Raw genomic sequence first — 18,445 nt, 5'->3', positions numbered from 1 at the left:
GACACCCTAGGCATCTCGCATGCCCACAGGCCTCGCCGGGGCGCCGATGACTGTCGCTCCAGGCTCCACGTCGTCGACCACGACCGCCATCGCACCGAGCGTCGCCCCGGAACCGACCCGGATCGGCCCGAACACCTGGGTGTACGCGCCGAAGGTCACGCTGTCCCCGATGACCGGTACCCCGCCGCCTTCACGGCGTTCTCCGATCGTGACTCCGTGCCGCAGCACACAGTCAGCCCCGATCCGCGTCTGCGGATGGACGATGATTCCGCCGAAGTGGTGGATCATCAATCGTGGACCGATCTCGACCGTCCGGGGGATGTCGATCCCGGTCACCAGTCGAACCACGCTGTAAAGCGCGAAGGACAATGCGTGGAGGAACTTCCCTCGGATGCCCCTGACCTGCAGCGTGTACCTGCCGAACCGATACACCCGTAGCGCCCAGTAGCTGGGCTGCAGGAGCCACGGGTGTCCGCCGAACAGGGCGGCTTCCTCCTGCTTGGCGGTGACGCTGTCGTAGAACGACATCAGTGTCCTCTCGAGAGCATGGACCGATACCTGCGTGCCGCGCGATGACGGAGCCCGCTCACGACGGACACAGCGGGATGCACGGACAACGTCTCGCGCTGGACCCGCCGTGCTTCGGCGCCGATCAGTCTGCCGTGCTGCGTGGACGTTCCATCGAGGTGGAAGCGAGCGACCACGATGTGCTCGACGACGAATGGGACTCCCGAGGCATACAGCCTCGCGGTGAAGTCGTAATCGGCGGCTACCCGGAAGCTCTGGTCGTAGCGACCCGTGATCGCCGCTCGGGGGTAGAAGATAGCTTGGTGCGAAGTCGGCAGGGCGTGCCACATCGAACGAGCGGGTCGAGACGCGCGGGTCTGGTCCCGAGTGGCTGCTGCTAGGACGAAGTCCCCGAGGACCACCGCATCCTCGTGCGCGTCGAGGACCGCGGACAGTTGCGACCATCGGACGAGGCTCTCGTCGCCGCCGTTGAGGAACCAGAGGTGGTCGCCGCTTGCCGCGGCCATGCCCTTGTTCATCGCGTCATAGATGCCGGTGTCGGGCTCAGAGATCAGCCGAACCGATCGTCCGAGATCCGCCACGAGCCGAGCTGTACCGGGGGACATCCCGCCGTCGACGATGATGAGCTCACAACTATCATCCGACTCGTGGAGCAGGGTCTCCAACGAAGCGACCGTCCGCCGCAGGCCTTCGTCGTCCTGGAACGTCACGGTGATGATCGACAGCTTCGGGGGCAAATGCAGAACCGCTCTCTCCAGGGATCACGAATCGGCGTTCGTGCCGGGTGGCGAAGACCAACCAAAGGGTGAATACGTACTCCGGCAACATGATGCCACCTGAGAAGAGAAGACTCCCGACCGCCCAGAACGGGAGTACCGCCTGCGCGACCGACCCGGTTCGCAGTCCAAGCGCCAAGCCGACGAGCGCCCATGACGCCAAGGCGATCGTTGCGATGAGACCGAGCCAACCGAAGTAGAAGACGATCACGTAGAAGCCGTTGTCGAGGGAGTCGCCCGCAGCCGCGCCGTTGAGGATGCCGTAGTCCGCGACGGTGTTCCGGAGCGAGCCGTACGGATGCCCGAGCGGGAAGTGCACGAGCGTGTCACCGAGGATCTGCAGCGGGCCGATCAAGCGGTAGTAGGCGCTCGACCCGGTGGTGAAGGTCGAGTCCAACCTTCCCGACAAGTAGGGCAGCGCGAGTGACGTCAGCACCGCCAGGACGATCAGTGCAACGACCTTCAGGCGGCTCTTCCCGACGAAGATGATCATCAGGGCCACCACGCCGAAGAGGATCAACCCGGTTGCGGACCGCACAGCGAGGAGACCTGCGCCGGCGAGTACCCAGACCGGGGCCTTCCGGTACCCCTGCGCCAGCAGCGCGACGGCAAGGGAGCCGATGACGAACGCGGCGTACGACGGCTCGAGGTAGAAGCCGGCGGCGCGCGGGATCGGATTGAACTCGAGGTGTGGGTCGTACTCGTAGAGGTACTGGTGTTCCCCGAACGGATTGAACCACTGGACTGATCCTCGTGCGCCAGTCGCCACCTGGAGCACGCAGAGCGCGACGACGATGACCAGAGCGAAGAATGCCCCGCGCAGCATGGCCGGGACTGCTGCCGTCCGGATGGTGCCCCGTCTGCACTGTCCGATGACGACGGCCGCGAACACGAACAGAGCCAAGGTCTGGAAGAAGGACGACGAACCTTCACGCGTCGAAGGAGCAGCGATCTGCACCAACGCGTTCGGGACCACGGCGATCCCCAGGGCGATGATGACGTTGCTCATCGCCAACCTGGTGCTGACGCTGATGACGAGCAGTATCCCGAGGAACAGCCCCATCGTGATCGGGTAGTCGCCGACCTTGCCGACCTGGAAGTGCTCGAGGAGCACGAACGCAGTGGTCAGGAGGCTCACGAAGGCTCGGTAACCGTTGCTCATGCGGCGAGCACTCTCCGGTAGACGTCGACGTACTCGTCGATCATCCTGTCGGGGGAGAAGCCAGCGAGCTCGGTCGACGACGCCGGGTTGCTGGGGACGGCCGACGCGATGGCGTCTGCCCATCGACGACGTTCGTCCACAACCGTCACGTTCGACGACCACCCGAACTCGCGAGCGGCTCTGGACTCCGCTGCGATAACCGACATGCCAGCCGTGAGCGCTTCGACGATGGTCAACGGGTAGTAGTCGACGGTCGACGAGAACACGAGGTGAGAGTGGTCACGCATGAGGCGGTACATCTCACTGCGATCGGTGATCGCTCCGACCATGGTGGCGTTCGGGATGGGGGACGGCGCATTGTCGCCGACGATCGTCAGCCTTCCGGGGGCTATCCGCGCGATCTCCTCCAACAGGCTCCAGTCGACCTTCGCTGCGTCACGAAGGTCTCGGCATATGAAGAGGAACCGTGCCGGAGTGGAGAGGTGATCGACCGGACGCTGCTCCCACGCCATGGTCCAGAACCGCGGATCAACCGAATTCGTGACGGTGGTCACATCTGAGAGACCGGCCGCTTCCATCTCCTCAGCCAGCCATGAGGCGCAGGCGACCATCTGCAAGGGCACGCGCGATCGAACGTCGTCGATCGCCCGGCGACGTGCAACGAACGTGGGTGCCGCTCGATCGATCTTCGCGGGCGGGTACGCGGTCAAGAAGGGACATGGGTCGCACCCGCCCTCCCACCCGGTGCACGTCCCGGGCTGTGCGCACCGCCCAGTCATCGCCCACTGGTCGTGCATGGTCCACACGATGGGCTTCCCTTCCTCAGCGATCATCGAGAGAAGGTCGGTCGGCGGCATCATGTAGCTGTGGATGGCATGGAGGTGGACGACGTCGCTCTGTCGCACCGCCCGTCGCAGGGACGCTCTCCTCGACCGTGATGGGCGGACCACCTCGGTCCCGACGATCTGGTGCGCAGCGAGATTGAGCGCGGCTCGCGGAGCCGATGTGAGTCGGAGAGCGCCGTACTCCGCTTCCAGCGGCGACGGGCTTCCGCCCTTCGCATAGCCGTACGCGATCTTCGCGCCGATCCCACGCGATGGCAGGCCGTCGTGCAGGGTCCGCGCGACCCCGGCCGCGCCGCCCTCACTGAGGCGAACGTTGATTTGGAGTACCTCGGTCATCTCAGCAGCCCCTCCTCGGCCGAAGTGACCCCATTCACTTCACGCCGTCCATTGACGGACGCGTTCTGGAAGGGCGGCGCCTCGAGCGCGGCCATCAATATGCTCCTTGCGATCGCCAGACGGCCTTGGCAGTCCGCCAGAGCACCACGAGATCGCCCGTGATGGACCAGTTCTCCACGTAGTACAGGTCCAACCGCACCGAGTCCTCCCACGACAGGTCGGACCGACCGCTGACCTGCCACAGACCCGTCATGCCCGGCTTCACCAGGAACCGACGGTGGACGTGGGTGTCGTAGCGCGCGACCTCGCGGGCGAGCGGAGGACGTGGGCCGACGAGCGACATGCTGCCTGCGAGGACGTTGAACAGCTGCGGCACCTCGTCGAGGCTGTACCGCCGCATGAATCCGCCGACCCGGGTGACGCGGGGATCGTTCCGCATCTTGAACAGGACGTCGTTCCCCTCCGCCCGGTCGAGGGCGCTGAGTTCCTGCAAGCGCTCCTCGGCATCGACGACCATCGATCGGAACTTGATCATCCGGAAGGTGCCGCCGTTCAGGCCGACGCGCTCCTGGCGGAAGAAGACCGGCCCCGGTGTCGTGGTCGTCACCAGCAGGGTCAGCACGAGCAGCAGCGGTGACAGGACGATGACGAGCAGCGTCGCGCCGACGAGGTCGAAGGCCCGCTTCGTGTAGAGCTTGCGTCCCGAGTACGTCGGCGTCTCGACGTGGATGAGCGGCAGTCCTTGCACCGGTCGGGTGTGGATGCGCGGACCGCCGATGTCGGTCAAGCTCGGCGCGACGACCAGGTGCTGCCTGCCGGGTTCGAGCGACCAGCTGAGTTCGCGGACCCGCTCCGGCGGCAGGTCGTCCGAGCTCGTGATCACGACGGTGTCGGCACCGGTCTCGCGCAGCGCGGAGCCGACGTCGTCGAAACCGCCGTGGCTCCGGATCGTCGAGCCCGCCAGCAGCCCGCGGTGGTTGGAGGACACGACGGCACCCACCACGCGGTACCCGGCTTCGGGGGAACGAGCCAGTTCACGGCCGATGTGCAGCACGCTGGCCGGTGAGCCGACCAGGAGCACCGTCGCCGAGTAGGCGCCCTGCTGGCGCTGGGCGACCAACCACTGCCGCCACATCCAGCGCGACAACAGCAGCACCAGTATCCCGATGGGGAAGGCGATGAGCACGTACCCGCGGGCAAGATCGACGTGCAGCAGGAACGCCGCGATCGCCAGCAGCCCGAACACCCGGACGCTGGAGTCCGCGACCAGCCGGTACTCCGTGCTCCCGACGCCGATGACCCGCGCACCGCGGGTGTCGTACAGGGCGAGGGCGCTCATCCACACCACGATCACGACGATGGAGATGGCCGAGTAGCTCAGCCGCAGGTCCGCGGTGTTGGTGGCGAGGTTCGACTCGATCCCCAGCCAGGCGATCTGCACGCCGAACACCACCCAGATCAGCGCGAGCAGATCCGTGATGAGCACCCGGCGCGAGTACGAACGACTCCACTCGTCACCGGCCCCGACCACGCTCGGTGCGCGGAGCGCGTCCGCCGTCATGGTCGCATCACCACGACGCACCACCGTCACTCGAGACCCTGACCGTCTCGCCGTCCCACAGCCACACGTCCTGCCCCGCACGGTCGATCGTGACGGTGCCATCGGAGTCGGCCCCCTCGGCGCAGCCCACCGGCGAGACCGCAGTGCTGGGGGTCACGTCCGCTGCGGGCATGGTCACGAGCTGCACGCCGGAGCACGACGCCACGTCCACGCGGGCCAGGGTGTACTCGCCGCCGTCGACCGCGATCGAGCGCACGCCGCCCATCGGCACGTCCACCCAGGCGTCCGTACCGGCCCGCCACTCGAGCTGGCCGTCGCAGACGACGACCGAGGTCCGCTCCCCCTGGAACGCCTCGATCGGGTCTGCACACGGGGCCTGGATCGTCTCGCTCGCGAGCACCACACCGTCGGTGCTGATCCCGGCGCCGGCGGCGCCGGGCGTCCCCTCGTTCCACGTCACGCCGGCATCGGTGGCGGTCCGCACGGTCGTGGTGCAGTCTTCGCCGACGCCCGCCATGATCGAGAGCTCTGTACTGGAGGCCCGGATCGCCATGAGCGATCCGACATCCGTCCCGAGTTCCACCGGGACCCACGTCGACCCGCCGTCCACGGTGTGTTCCAGCACCGGCCGCGGGCCGCCGCACGACCCGCCGGACGCGCGCCATGCCTCCCGGTCGTCCACAGCTGCCAACAGGCGCCGCCCCTGCTGAGCTGCCGATGCGGGGTCTGCGTCAGCAGACGCGCTCGCGCGCGGCGTCTCGGTCGTGTCGGGTGTGCTCGTGAACGTGGGGATCGGGCCTGCTGGCCCGTTCTGCTCCGGCGCGGTGCGCCCCAGGGCGAGGGAGACGAGCACGATGTCGATCACGACCAGTACCACCACGACGGCCGCCACCACGATGAGCGTGGTTCTGGGCAGTGCGCGGCCGAGGCTTCGGGTCCCCCGGCGGGTCTGCATGGTCGGCGGCTCCGCTCAGCGTCCGGCGCGCCGGAGCACGCCGAGCTTCTTGCCGGGTTGCTTCGGCGGGGTCACCGATGCCGTGGCCCCGTCGTCCTGGCCGTAGCCGTAGCCGTAGCCGTACCGGCCGTACCCGTAGGCACCGGGACCCTTGACGGGCATCTTGGTGATGACGAAGCCGGAGATCGGGGCGCCGACGTTCTCGAGCGATGCGATGGCAGCTGCCAGCTGTCCCTTGTGGGTGTGCCCCGAGGCGACCGCGATGATCGCGCCCGATGCCTTCTTCGCCAGGATCGCCGCGTCGGTCACCGGGAGCAGCGGCGGCGCGTCGAACAGCACGTAGTCGAACTGCTGCTCGAGGCGCTCGATCAGGTCCTGCATCGCGCGGGAACCGAGCAACTCGGACGGGTTGGGCGGGATCGGACCGGCGGGTAGGACGACGAGCTTGCCACGCCCCCACGGGTGGGCGACGTCCTCGAGGTCGGCACGACCGATGAGCACGTCGGTGAGGCCGGCGTTGCCCTCGACGTCCATGTACTCGGCGACGCGGGGGCGGCGCAGGTCGGCGTCGATCAGGATGACCCGGAAGCCGGCGCTGTCCAGGGCGATCGCGAGGTTCGCCACGGTCGTGCTCTTGCCTTCGGACTGCATCGACGACGTCATGACGAAGGTCCGAGCGCCCGTGCCGATGTCGAGGAACTGGAGGTTCGTTCGGAGCGTCCGGAAGGACTCGGCGCGGGGGCTACGGGGGTCGACCTGCACGATGAGCGGACGCTCGGCGGCCTTGGCGTCGTAGGCGATCCCGCCGATGACCGGCTTGTCGCTGATCTTCTCGACGTCGAGCTCGGTCCGGACCCGGTTGTCCAGGGTCTCGCGCAGCACGGCGATCCCGATGCCGAGCGCGAGCCCGACGAGCAGACCGAGTGCGACGTTGACGGGCACGTTCGGACTGACCGGGGTGCTCGGGACGTCCGCCTGCTTGACGCGGGTGAGCTTGACCGTGCTCTTGCCGCTCGCGTCGGTGGCTTCGATGTCCTGCACGACGTTGGTCAGGCTCTGCGAGGTCGCGTTCGCGATGTTCGCGGCCTGCACCGGGTCGGTGCCCTCCACCGAGATGGAGATGAGGGTGGTGCTCGTCGGCGCCGTCGCGGACACCATGGTCGCGAGCTGATCGGCGTTCATGTCGAGCTTGAGCGACGAGATGACCGGCAACAGGACGATGGGCGTCGACACCAGGTTCGAGTACGTCAGCACGCGCTGCTGGGTGAACGTGTTGCCCTGCGCCAGGTCGCTCGCGCTGCCGGACGTCTCCGTGGAGACGAAGACCTGCGCGGATGCTGCGTAGACCGGCTTCTTCACCAGCGAGAAGCCCGCAGCGGCCGCGACCCCGACCAGTGCCAGCACCAGGATGAAGACCCATCCCTTGCGCAAGACCGCTATGTAGTCGCGTAGCTCCACGCGGCACCCTTCCCCGGAAGTCGCCGCGCCCTGCAGAGTCCCTGTCGCAGGTCGACCGGGATCGTCCCAGCGTTCGGCAGGGAAATACTGCCACACCGATGAGACGCGCTCGGGGTCGCGCGACGTCGAGTCTCGTTCTGCGTCCCGTACGGTGGCGACATGCAGCCCGAACCGGACGCGCCGACCGCCGCCCGCCCTTCCTCGGCGGTGCGGGACCTGCAGGTCATCGTGATCGCGCTCCTGGTCGCCGTGCTGCTGTCCCGAATCGTCGGTGGCGTCGCCCGGACTGGGGGTCTGCCCTCCCCGATCACGCAGGTGCTGGTCGCCGACCTGGCCGTGTGGGTGCCGCTCGTGCTCGGTGTCGGGTGGGTGCTCCGGAGGTCCACTCCGGCGGTGCTCGTCCGCCGGCTCGGGCTCGGATGGGCCGACGCCGTCGCGGCCATCGGCATCGTCATCGTGTGCCGCGGGCTCGATGCCGTGCTGTCCGTCGCGTTCTTCGGTGTGACCGGGCTGACGCCGCAGCCGACCCTCGGCACGCCAGACGTGCTGCTGCTCGTGGTCTCGGCGATCGGGGTGTGCCTGGTCAGCCCGGTGCTCGAGGAGGTCGTGTTCCGGGGTGTCATGCAGCGTCGCCTGTCGGCCGAGCTGACGCCACGCACGCGGTTCCTCGCGGTGCTGGTGACCGCGTTCGCGTTCGCGTTGATGCACCTGGCGATCAGCACGACCACGTCGTCGGTCGCGGGCTTCGAGGTCTTCGTGACGACGTTCGTGCTCGGCCTGCTGACGGGGACGCTCGTCGCCATGACCGGACGCCTCGGCGGGGCGATCGTGGCGCACGTCCTGTTCAACACGGTGGCGGTCGTGCTCACCTGGCCGCGCTGACATCGGCCGCACGATGAGCCGCTCCGACCGGTAGCGTCCTTCTCGAATGTCTCGCCCAACCAGCATCCTCGAGAGCCCCCTCGCCCGGCAGGCTCCCCTGAGTGCGCTGTTGGCGCTCGGCGCCGTCCTGAGCATCACGGTGCCGTCGCTCCAGGTGACGGACGACGGCCTGTTCGTCGCGAGCCTCGCGGTCACCGGTGTCGCGACGGTCGTGGCTGCGGTGGCACTGGCGCTCCCGCACTCCGTCGGACTCGTGCCGGCGTTGCTGGTGCTCGACTTCGTGGCGATCGCGCTGTTCCGGACGAGCACGGGCGCAGGCGCCTCCGTCTTCACCTCGCTCGCCGTCCTGCCGGTCGTCTGGTGCGGGTCCCTCCGTGGGCGCCTGACCGTGGTGTACGCGGCGCTGGGCGTGACGCTCGTGATCATGGCGCCCTACTTCCTGACGCCGACGAACGTGCCCGGCGCGAGCGAGCTGGTCCGTCTCGGCGTGACCGTGATTGTGTTCGGGACGGTCGCGGCGGTCGTGCAGGAACTCTCACGGCGAGCGCGGCGCAACGTGCGCGCTGCCCGGCTGGGCGAGGAACGCGTCCGCGCGGAGATCGACCGCGCCGCCGCCGTCCAGCGGTCGCTGCTCCCCGCGCCGACCGACCACCTGGGCACCGACGTCGCGGTGGCGGGCGCCTGCCTGCCGGCGAAGTCGGTCGGTGGTGACTTCTTCGACTGGTACGAGACGAACACCGGGATCGCCGTCAGCCTCGGTGACGTGATGGGCAAGGGCGTGGGGGCGGGGCTCATCGCAGCGGCCGTGCGGGCCACGGTCCGCAGTGCCCGCACCGTCGACGACCCGTCCGAGGCCCTCCTCCGCGCAGCCGACGGGCTGGCCGCCGAAGCCAGCGCGACCGACGTGACGTTCACCACGCTGTTCCACGCGCGCATCTCGACTGACGGCACCTTCCGGTGGGCGGACGCGGGCCACGGATTGAGCCTGGTGCTCCGGTCGGACGGCACCGTGGACCGGCTCCGGTCGAGCGACCTCCCGCTCGGGATGGGGCTCCGCGACGAGTGGGCGACGACCGAGGGGTTCCTCGACACCGGCGACCTGCTCATCTCGTTCAGCGACGGCGTGCTCGACCTGTTCGGCGGGCGCGAGGACACCGTCGATGCCGTGGCCGATCTCGCACGGGCCTGCGGCTCCGAACCCACGGCGCTGGTGGCCGCACTGTCCGCGCGGGCGGACGAGGTCGCGCACGACGACGACGTGACGGTGATCGCGATCCGACGAGCACCGGTGGCGACCGTGGCCTCCGCGCTGCCCGCGCAACCGGCGCGCCGAGAGCGCACGTGACCTGGCGATCAGCACGACCACATCGTCAGTCGCGGGCTTCGAGCCGATGTTCGTGCTCGGCCTGCTGACGGGGACGCTCGTCACCATGACCGTGCGCATCGGCGGCGCGATCCTGGCGCACGTCCTGTGCAACACCGTGGCCTTCCTGCTCACCCGGCCCCACTGACACCGGTTCGGACACTCGTCGACGTCGACTGCGCAGCGGGACCAGGAACGCGCTGAGCACCAGGACGCCACCGATCACTACGCCGGTCACGCGGTCACCGTTTGCGTCGTCGTCGGGCCAGAGACCGCCGAACAGCAGTCCCATCCCAACGGTCTCGACGGTGTAGAACACCGCAAGGTTCCGTGCCCAGTGCGGACGCCGTTCCTTCAGCGGGGCATCTCGCCCGGTCTCGAACCACATGGCGGTGCCGAACGCACCCCACGCCACGAAGACGAGGCTCTCGACCGGGAACCAGCGCTGGAGGATCGTGAGTGTACAGATCCCCATTGCGAAGCCGAGCAGCAACCACCCGAGCGATGCGAGGCGACGCCGACTCACTGACGGTCCTCCGGCGCCGCTGCCTGTTCGCGCCGGAAGCGCTCGATCTCGGCATCGACCTGCCGCCGCGAGAACCGCTTCGCCACGACGATCCCCCACGTCACACCGACCGCGGTGAGCACGGCCCCGAGGACGATCCCCTCGATGCGAAGGTCACCGTCGCCCCGGTTCGGCACGATGGCACCGACCAGCAAGCCCACCCCGATGACCGTGATCGTCGACAGCACGAACGTGGCGACGGGGCTGCCCAGGCGCGGACGACCAGTCGGCAGTGACCAGGCCGAGGTCGCGAGCACGAACCAGCCGACGAGGACCCCGGCACTCACCGGGAACCACCGCCCCAGCACGAGCAGCAGCCCGAGCGACAGGACGAACCCGCCGGCGCACCAGAGCCACCACCGGTTCCGCTCCCGCCGCTGCTGTCCGGCCACGTCATCAGTCCCCATGGGTCGAACGTACAGGTCACCGGCGATCGGCCCGGACGAGCCGATCGCCGGTGACCTGTCGGTGTCAGGACAGGGCGGAGAAGGACGCGTCGCGGATGAGCATAGTTGCGGCTCCGGCAGCGACCTGCTGCTGCGGGTCGCTGGACAACCCGAGCTGCCAGTCGCCGCCACCCGGCTTCGCGGGCAGCGTGAACTCGACGGTCGTGTCCGAGGCGTTCAGCAGGACCGCGACGGTGTCGTCGCCCTGTTCGAGGACGAGCATCACCGCCCGGTTGCCGCCGTCTGCCCAGTCCGCATCCTCGAAGCCGGCGTTGTCGGCACGGAGCACCGAGACGGTCGATTCGGAGTCGCCGGGTGCCGTGCGGTACCACTCCGGACGCAGGGACCGGTGCTGCGCCCGGAACGCGATCGCCGAGGTCGTGAAGGCGAGCAGGTCCCGGTCGGCCGCTTCCCAGTCGAACCACGAGATCTCGTCGTCCTGGCAGTAGGCGTTGTTGTTGCCGCCCTGGGACCGAGCGATCTCGTCGCCGCCGAGGATCATCGGCACACCGGCCGACAGCAGCAGGGTGCCGAGGAAGTTCCGGCGCTGCCGGTCGCGGTACGCGTTGACGCCGGCGTCGTCCGTGGGCCCCTCGACGCCGCCGTTGAACGAGGCGTTGTCGCTCTCGCCGTCGTTGTTGTCCTCGCCGTTCGCCTCGTTGTGCTTCTCGGCGTACGAGGTCAGGTCCGCCAGGGTGAAGCCGTCGTGTGCCGTGACGAAGTCGACCGAGCACAGCGGCGAGCGGCGGGACCCCTCGTAGACGTCCGGGCTGCCGAGGACCCGCTGGACGGCGTCACCGAGCGCCCCCTCGTCGCCGCGCCAGAAGGCACGGAGGTCGTCGCGGTACTTGCCGTTCCACTCGGACCAGTCGGCCGGGAACCCGCCGACCTGGTACCCCGCGGTGTCCCACGGCTCGGCGATCATCTTGACCCGACGGAGCACCGGGTCCTGGTGGACGATGTCGAGGAACGCCGAGTGCTTCTCGGCCTCGCCGTCCTGTCGCGTCAGCGTCGTCGCCAGGTCGAAGCGGAAGCCGTCGACGTGCATCTCCTCGACCCAGTAGCGCAGCGAGTCCATGATGAGCCCGAGCGCCGCCGGATGCCCGACGTTGAGCGAGTTGCCGGTGCCGGTGGTGTCGAAGTAGTTGGCCTCGTCACCCTCGACGAGGCGGTAGTACGACTCGTTGTCGATGCCCTTGAACGACAACGTCGGGCCCATGTGGTTGCCCTCGGCGGTGTGGTTGTAGACGACGTCCATGATGACCTCGAGCCCCGCGGCGTGCAGGGCCTTGACCATCTCCTTGAACTCGGCGACCTGCTCGCCGGCGGTGCCGCTGGACGAGTACTCGTCGTGCGGTGCGAAGAACCCGATGGAGTTGTAACCCCAGTAGTTGCGGAGCCCCTTGTCGGCAAGGGTCGAGTCCTGGACGAACTGGTGCGTGGGGAGCAGCTCGACGGCCGTGACGCCGAGATCGACCAGGTGCTGGATCGCCGCCGGGTGCGCCATGCCGGCGTAGGTGCCGCGGATCGCCTCGGGGACGTCCGGGTGCTGCTTCGTGAAGCCCTTGACGTGGACCTCGTAGAAGACGGTGTCAGCCAGGCTGGTCGAGGGACGGACGTCGTCGCCCCAGTCGAACGAGCGGTCGGCGACGACCGACTTCGGCATCGCGGCGGCGGAGTCGGTGTCGTCGCGGGTCTCGGGGTCGTTCATGTCGTGGCCGAACAGGGCCTGGCCCCACTCGTACGAGCCGTCGACCGCCGTGGCGTACGGGTCGAGCAGGAGCTTGGCGCCGTTGTGGCGCAGGCCCTTGGCCGGATCCCACGCGCCGTGCACGCGGAAGCCGTAGCGGGTGCCGACGGCGACGCCGGGGACGATGTCGTGGAAGGTGTAGCCGGTGCGGTGCTGCAGCTCGGTGCGGTGTTCGTTCCCGTCGTCGTCGAACGTGCAGAACTCGACGCGCTCCGCGGTGCTGGAGAAGAGTGCGACGTTGGCGCCGCCGTCGACGAGCGTGACGCCGAGCGGGGTGCGGGCAGAAGTGGTCATCGTGTCGTTGTACCGGGCGGCCGCTGTGGTCCCGGCTCGCGCACGTACCCCGCCAGGCATGGATGCGCAGACCGGACAGCTGCGACCGCCTCGTCGGACACCGGACGGTGACCGAGGGCGTCTGCTCCTCGTTCGGGTCGAGGAGCAGGCGCCCTCGCGCTACGACGACGTCGGGTTCGGCGCGGCGGTCCGCGACGATGCCAGCCCGGAACAGGGATCGGGCCCCCGCAGCTGGGCAGCGCGGGGTAGCTCACGAGACGGTACGGACGTGCCGCTCTCCGGGCGCTCAGGTACGCGGAAATCGACGGGAGCGGCTCCGCTGCCATCCGGAGAACGCGCGTTCCCCGTTTGGGGGATACCAACGAGGGGCGTCGCCTGATTGAGTCATCGAGTCAGCAACTTCGTTGCGGACGAGATCCGCGCGGAGCTTTGGCACCAAGCGAAGGTGACCTCCCTCGGGTGGGGCGGTCACGGTGGGTGCCGGCGTGTCGATTCGGGTTCGACGCGGCGGCACCCCCATTCACGAGACGCGCAGAGGTCCTCACTTTAGGGGACTCGCCTGTACCCCGTTCTGGGTGTACCGATTCGTCTGTCCTCCGACTGTGATGGGTGCCTGGGCTCCACTGTCCGCATCCACCCGAAGGAGCGCGCATGACCGTCACCGTCCCGCGTCTGAGCGCCGTCCTGTCGTCGGCCGAGCCGCCGCACCGATCGGCGCTCCGGCCGCTCCCCCGCGCGTGGACGCGGTGGCTCCTCCGGCTCGCGTTCGCCGTGCCCTACGTCGTGGTCGCCGTGCTCTCGATCGAGATCCCGACCACACCGCTCCTGGAGCTCACCGGCAACCAGGCGACCCTCGACCGAGCGACGGCGGCACTCGACGGCGGCGTCGTGCAGGCCGTCGGTCAGCTCTACCCGCTGCTCTCCGGCGTCCTGCTCCGGTTCCTGCCGTTCGGCGTGCACGGTGCAGCGGTCCTCGGCGGCCTCGCAGCCGGCGTGCTGCTGCAACTCCTGGCGCAGGCCATGCTCCGGCGCGGTCTCCGGATGCGGAAGGTGGTCGTCTTCACGATCGCGCTCGGCGCGAACCCGCTCTACGCCTTCGTCGCCCTCAACGACCTGCAGGCCTTCCTCGGCATCGCGCTGTTCGCGCTCGCGATCGCCGACATGGTGCGGTTCTTCTCGTACGGCGACACCCAGGCGGGGTTCCGTGCCGGCCTGTCGTTGATGGTGTCGACGCTCGTCGACCCCATGGGCCTCGTCTACGTCGTCATCGCAGCTCTGACCGCCCCGCTGCTGGAGCTCGCCCGGCACGGACAGCCGGGCATCCGCCGAGCGAACACGCTCGTCCTCGTGTTCCCGAGCATCGCCGTCATCGGCTCGATGTCCGTGCTCGACCTGCTCGTCCTCCGCGACCCGTTCGCGGCACTGCGGAACACCGTGCACACTGATAGCACCCGGCTGAGCGGCCTCGAGCACCTGGTGGGTTCGTTCGACGGGCTGTTGCTCCTCGCGATGGTCGTCGCGGGGTGCCTCCTGGCCCTGCTCGTGCACCGACCCGGTGCGATCGTCATCGTGGTCGCGCTGTTCGCCGGGATCCTCGCCGGCTACGCGATCGGGCTCATCCCGGTCGCCACCGCCGGCAACACGTTCGTCACGATGCTCGCCGTCGCGATCGCGATCCTCCCGCGTGTCAGCAGCCGGGTCACGAGCGCTCTCGTCATGGTGCTCGCCGCCCTCCAGATCCCGCTCGCGTGGACCGCGGCGTTCGAACGCGAGGTCGTCGCCGAGTGGATGCACGCCCTGGTCTCGGCGGTGGGCGCATGACCGCCGTCGTGTCCGGTGCGTCCGCCGTCACCAGCGAGACCGACACCCCGTCGATCGACGAGACGACCGCCCGGCACCGCGGCGGCGAGTCCGACTGGCGCCCGCCGCACCGGTGCTCGGTCCGCCGGCACGTCGACGAGGGTTGGGTCGCCTCCGCACGGATCCGCGAGGGTGTCCTCGTCCTGACCAGCGGCCGGTCGGACCCGGATGTGCTCCGGGCCGCCTTGACCGAGGAGTTCGGCGAGCCGGTCGTGCTCCGGACGGTCGATGAGGCCGAGGTCCGCCAGCGCATCATGTGGGAGCTGGACGACGAGGTCGCCGACCTCGCCGCACACGACCTCGCCCGCACGATCCCGGCCATGTCCGCCCGCACGGTGCTGTCCCGCGGTCAACAGGTCGGCGGCGGCATCGCCCTGCTCGCGTTCGCCGGCTGCCTGGTGATCGCTCCGGGTACGACCGCCGCCATCGTCACCGCGGTGCTCTCGCTCGGGTTCCTGGCCGGCATCGTCTTCAAGTTCTGGGTCTCCATGGTCGGCGCCCGCTTCGACCTCGTCGAGCAGGTCTCAGCGGCCGACGTCACCGCGCTCGACGACACCACCCTGCCGACGTACACCGTCCTGGTCCCGGTGTTCCGCGAGGCGAACATCGTCGGCGACCTCGTCCGCAACCTCGAGGTCCTCGACTGGCCGAAGGACCGCCTCGAGGTCCTGGTCCTCGTCGAGGCCGAGGACCACGAGACACGCCAGGCCGTCCTCGACGCTGATCCACCGGCCTGGATGCGGATCGTCATCGTCCCTCCCGGTGCGCCGCAGACCAAGCCGCGCGCCTGCAACGTCGGCCTCGCGATCGCCCGCGGCGAGTACGTGGTCATCTACGACGCCGAGGACCGCCCCGACCCCGACCAGCTCAAGAAGGTGTTCACCACGTTCGAGCGGGCCGGCACCGACACGGTGTGCGTCCAGGCCGCTCTGAGCTACTTCAACGCCGACGAGAACGCCCTGACGCGCATGTTCACGCTGGAGTACTCGTACTGGTTCGACTACATGCTCGCCGGCCTCGACGCCCGGAACCTGCCGATCCCGCTGGGCGGGACCTCGAACCACTTCCGCACCGAGCTCCTGCGTGAGCTCGGTGGCTGGGACCCCTACAACGTCACCGAAGACGCCGACCTGGGCATCCGTGCGTCCGCGGTCGGGTACCGCGTCTCCGTCGTCAACTCGACCACGATGGAGGAGGCGAACACCTCGATCCCGAACTTCGTCCGGCAGCGGTCGCGGTGGATCAAGGGGTACATGCAGACCGCCCTCGTCCACGCCCGGCGCCCCCGTGCGCTCGTGCGGGAGATCGGACTGCGCCGGGCTGCTGCGTTCGCGCTGCTCATCGCCGGGACACCGTTGACGTTCCTCGGCATGCTGCCCGGCATCGCGGTGACGATCGCCACCCTCGTGCTGCCCACGGCGTGGACGGCCTCGTTGTTCCCCGCCCCGGTGCTCTGGCTGTGCGTGCTCGACTTCCTGCTCGGCAACGCCACGATGATCTACCTGACCATGATGGGGCCGTACAAACGCGCTCGGTTCGACCTGATGCTCTGGGCGTTGCTGAACCCCGCGTACTGGGTGCTGCACTCGGTCGCCGCTTACAAGGGCCTGTGGCAGCTCATCACCCGACCCCACTACTGGGAGAAGACGGAGCACGGTCTCACCAAGACGTCATCCGTGTGAGTACTGCGGTCGCCGCGGCGTCTCCCGTTCAGGGGGTTGCCGCGGCGGTCGAGGTGGAGCACGCTGTGGTCGGTCCGGTCATGTCAGAACCTGAGGGGAAACCATCATGCGATCGCTCGTCTACACCAGCACGCAGACCCGACCGATCACGGACTCGGAACTCGCGCAGATCCTCGCCGTCGGCCGGGAGAAGAACACCCGCCTCGGTGTCACCGGGATGCTCGCACACCGCGACGACAACTGCATCGGCATCATCGAGGGCGACGACGACGTCGTCGCTGAACGCTTCGATCAGGTCCGAGCCGATCCCCGCCACACCAACGTCCGAGTGCTCCTCAACGAGCCGATCCGACACCGGTCCTTCCCGGACTGGTCGATGGCGTTCCAGCCGCTCGACCCGTTGCTGCACGACGTGCCGGGGTTCAGCGACCTCTTCACCGCCAACCGCCCCAACGACTCCACCTTCGGTGCGTCCCGCGCGCGTGCCCTGCTCGACTGGTTCCGGAAGCACCCGCTCGCTCCCTTGACGAACCAGGACGCGGCCGACGAGGAGATCCCCCGAACCCGGATCCTGAACGCCGCGATCACCGCTGTCCACGCCGGCGGCGCGTCCCGGTTCACCCTCGAGGACGTCGCAGAACGCGCGGGGATGACCGTCCCCGAGGTCCTGGGGCTCTTCCCGTCGCAGCACGCCGTGCTCGCCGCGACCGTGATGCGGTGGACCCGAGCAGTCTCCGCTCCCCTGCTCCCCCTCGCCGCCGAGAAGGGCACGATCGCGTTCCTGCACGCGCTCCTCGCCGCCCATGCCGAGGAACCAGCCCTGATGCGCCTGATCGCGTCCACACTCGCCACGTCGACCGACCCGTCGACCGACGGAGCGGACTACTACCGGTCCGCCTACCTCCAGTTCCGTGAGACCGTGCGCACCGCCCTCGCCGAAGACGTCCGTGCCGGGCGGGAACCAGCCACCATGGATCCGATCCGCGGTGCACAGCAGCTCCTCGCCCTCTACGACGGCATCCGTCTGCAGGCGCTCCTCACACCGGACACCGACGTCGTCGACGCCTTCGACCGCGCCGCGTCGCGCATGCGACGGGGCTGGACCGAACACTACGAACGACCCGCCTACTGGGACCTGCCCACGATCCCCAGCGCCTGACGACGGGGGCCGGTCCCGCCGACTCCACATGGGCCGATGGCCGAGAGGCACAGCATCGCGCGAGTGGTAGGACCTGTCCATGGTGTTCTACGACGCACGTCCGATCCGCACGGCAGGGCAGGTGCTGCTCGATGTCGTCGTGGTGGCCGGGATGGTCGCCGCGGTTCTGCTCGGGCGAGCGGTCTCCGCATCGATCAGCGCCCTCGCCGACATCGGAACTCGTGTCCACGACCAGGGCACCGCGTTCCAGGAGCAGTTGAGTAGCACCGCAACGGCACTCGAGAAGGTGCCGTTCATCGGCAAGTCGGTCAGCGCACCGCTGCAGGACGCGAGCCAGAGCGCGCAGCGGATCGCGGCTGCCGGAGCAGAACAGCAGCAGGAGACGCTGCACGTGGCGCACCTCCTGGGTACCTCGTCGACCGCGGTGCTGATCATCGTCCTGGTGGTGGTCTGGATCCGGTACCGCGGCGGCTTCATCCGGCTCGCCACGCTCACACAGCGCCTCGGTCAGCAGCCGGACGGAGCCGAGTTGCTCGCTGTCCGCGCGCTGACGACCCGGAACGCCGCCGGCCGGCTCGGCGTCGACGTCGTCGACCGGTGGCGGCACCGGGATCCGGAGGTCATCCGCGCGCTGGCCGATCTCGAGCGGCGCTCCACCGGGCTCCGCGTGGCGCCTTCGCGGACGTCGTGACCTCCCGCCCACGAGGGCGGGATCGGGTCAGGCACAACTGGTGCGGCCGAGTCCGAGGAAGCGGACGGTGCTGATGCGGACGCTGCTGGCGGAGGTCGTCGTCCACGTCGAGGTGACGTCGGCGCGGACGGT

At 68.9% G+C, this 18,445-nt stretch carries 16 protein-coding genes; 6 read left to right on the top strand and 10 right to left on the bottom strand.

What is annotated here, in order from left to right; translation table 11 throughout:
• Positions 1-6: 6 nt before the first annotated feature.
• The 7 genes from EDF51_RS16125 to EDF51_RS16100 form a co-directional block, all read right to left on the bottom strand.
• Positions 7-528 carry a serine acetyltransferase gene (locus tag EDF51_RS16125; RefSeq protein WP_134195686.1) on the bottom strand — a complete coding sequence of 174 codons (522 nt, stop codon included), beginning with the start codon at positions 526-528 and terminating at the stop codon, positions 7-9.
• Positions 528-1,193, bottom strand: a complete 666-nt coding sequence (locus EDF51_RS16120) for a glycosyltransferase (protein WP_243837147.1) — start codon at positions 1,191-1,193, stop codon at positions 528-530. The genes EDF51_RS16125 and EDF51_RS16120 overlap by 1 nt, the downstream gene beginning before the upstream one ends.
• Positions 1,165-2,367 carry a putative colanic acid polymerase WcaD gene (locus EDF51_RS20010; RefSeq protein WP_166673574.1) on the bottom strand — a complete coding sequence of 401 codons (1,203 nt, stop codon included), beginning with the start codon at positions 2,365-2,367 and terminating at the stop codon, positions 1,165-1,167. Before EDF51_RS20010 ends, EDF51_RS16120 begins: the two co-directional genes overlap by 29 nt.
• A gap of 95 nt (positions 2,368-2,462) precedes the next feature.
• Entirely contained in the window at positions 2,463-3,647 is a 1,185-nt protein-coding gene (locus EDF51_RS16115; RefSeq protein WP_134195682.1) for a glycosyltransferase, read from the bottom strand.
• Between the two features lie 94 nt (positions 3,648-3,741).
• Positions 3,742-5,208: a sugar transferase gene (locus EDF51_RS16110; RefSeq protein WP_235035972.1), complete on the bottom strand. Its 1,467-nt coding sequence runs from the start codon at positions 5,206-5,208 to the stop codon at positions 3,742-3,744.
• Positions 5,209-5,215: 7 nt separating this feature from the next.
• Positions 5,216-6,100, bottom strand: a complete 885-nt coding sequence (locus EDF51_RS16105; protein ID WP_134195680.1) for a hypothetical protein — start codon at positions 6,098-6,100, stop codon at positions 5,216-5,218.
• Positions 6,101-6,178: 78 nt separating this feature from the next.
• A complete protein-coding gene (locus tag EDF51_RS16100; protein ID WP_111086127.1) occupies positions 6,179-7,621 on the bottom strand; it encodes a polysaccharide biosynthesis tyrosine autokinase in 1,443 nt (480 codons plus the stop codon).
• Between the two features lie 159 nt (positions 7,622-7,780).
• Between EDF51_RS16100 and EDF51_RS16095 the strand changes: the two genes are divergently transcribed.
• Entirely contained in the window at positions 7,781-8,503 is a 723-nt protein-coding gene (locus EDF51_RS16095) for a type II CAAX endopeptidase family protein (RefSeq protein WP_134195678.1), read from the top strand.
• A 46-nt stretch (positions 8,504-8,549) separates the two neighbouring features.
• A complete protein-coding gene (locus EDF51_RS16090; RefSeq protein WP_134195676.1) occupies positions 8,550-9,848 on the top strand; it encodes a SpoIIE family protein phosphatase in 1,299 nt (432 codons plus the stop codon).
• A 25-nt stretch (positions 9,849-9,873) separates the two neighbouring features.
• On the opposite strand, the gene EDF51_RS16085 is transcribed toward EDF51_RS16090, so the two are convergent.
• The 3 genes from EDF51_RS16085 to glgX all read right to left on the bottom strand — a co-directional run bounded on the left by EDF51_RS16085 (position 9,874) and on the right by glgX (position 12,921).
• A complete protein-coding gene (locus EDF51_RS16085) occupies positions 9,874-10,359 on the bottom strand; it encodes a hypothetical protein (RefSeq protein ID WP_134195674.1) in 486 nt (161 codons plus the stop codon).
• A 29-nt stretch (positions 10,360-10,388) separates the two neighbouring features.
• Positions 10,389-10,838 carry a hypothetical protein gene (locus EDF51_RS16080; RefSeq protein ID WP_134195672.1) on the bottom strand — a complete coding sequence of 150 codons (450 nt, stop codon included), beginning with the start codon at positions 10,836-10,838 and terminating at the stop codon, positions 10,389-10,391.
• A 64-nt stretch (positions 10,839-10,902) separates the two neighbouring features.
• On the bottom strand, positions 10,903-12,921 hold the full coding sequence (glgX, locus tag EDF51_RS16075; RefSeq protein WP_134195670.1) for a glycogen debranching protein GlgX: 2,019 nt from the start codon (positions 12,919-12,921) through the stop codon (positions 10,903-10,905).
• A gap of 651 nt (positions 12,922-13,572) precedes the next feature.
• Between glgX and EDF51_RS16070 the strand changes: the two genes are divergently transcribed.
• The 4 genes from EDF51_RS16070 (at position 13,573) to EDF51_RS16055 (ending at position 18,313) form a co-directional block, all read left to right on the top strand.
• The gene (locus EDF51_RS16070; protein WP_134195668.1) at positions 13,573-14,742 is read left to right on the top strand and encodes a hypothetical protein; all 1,170 of its coding nucleotides are present in this window, start codon (positions 13,573-13,575) and stop codon (positions 14,740-14,742) included.
• Positions 14,739-16,463 carry a glycosyltransferase gene (locus tag EDF51_RS16065; protein WP_134195666.1) on the top strand — a complete coding sequence of 575 codons (1,725 nt, stop codon included), beginning with the start codon at positions 14,739-14,741 and terminating at the stop codon, positions 16,461-16,463. The genes EDF51_RS16070 and EDF51_RS16065 overlap by 4 nt, the downstream gene beginning before the upstream one ends.
• Positions 16,464-16,569: 106 nt before the next feature.
• Complete coding sequence (locus EDF51_RS16060; RefSeq protein WP_111086135.1) at positions 16,570-17,622, top strand: BLUF domain-containing protein; 1,053 nt, start codon at positions 16,570-16,572, stop codon at positions 17,620-17,622.
• Between the two features lie 79 nt (positions 17,623-17,701).
• On the top strand, positions 17,702-18,313 hold the full coding sequence (locus tag EDF51_RS16055) for a hypothetical protein (RefSeq protein WP_111086136.1): 612 nt from the start codon (positions 17,702-17,704) through the stop codon (positions 18,311-18,313).
• Positions 18,314-18,445 lie beyond the last annotated feature (132 nt).

Origin of the sequence: Curtobacterium sp. PhB25 (assembly GCF_004365375.1) — a bacterium.
GTDB lineage: Bacteria > Actinomycetota > Actinomycetes > Actinomycetales > Microbacteriaceae > Curtobacterium.
The sequence above is the reverse complement of the archived record's forward strand: the minus strand, read 5'-3'. Positions and strand labels throughout refer to the sequence as shown.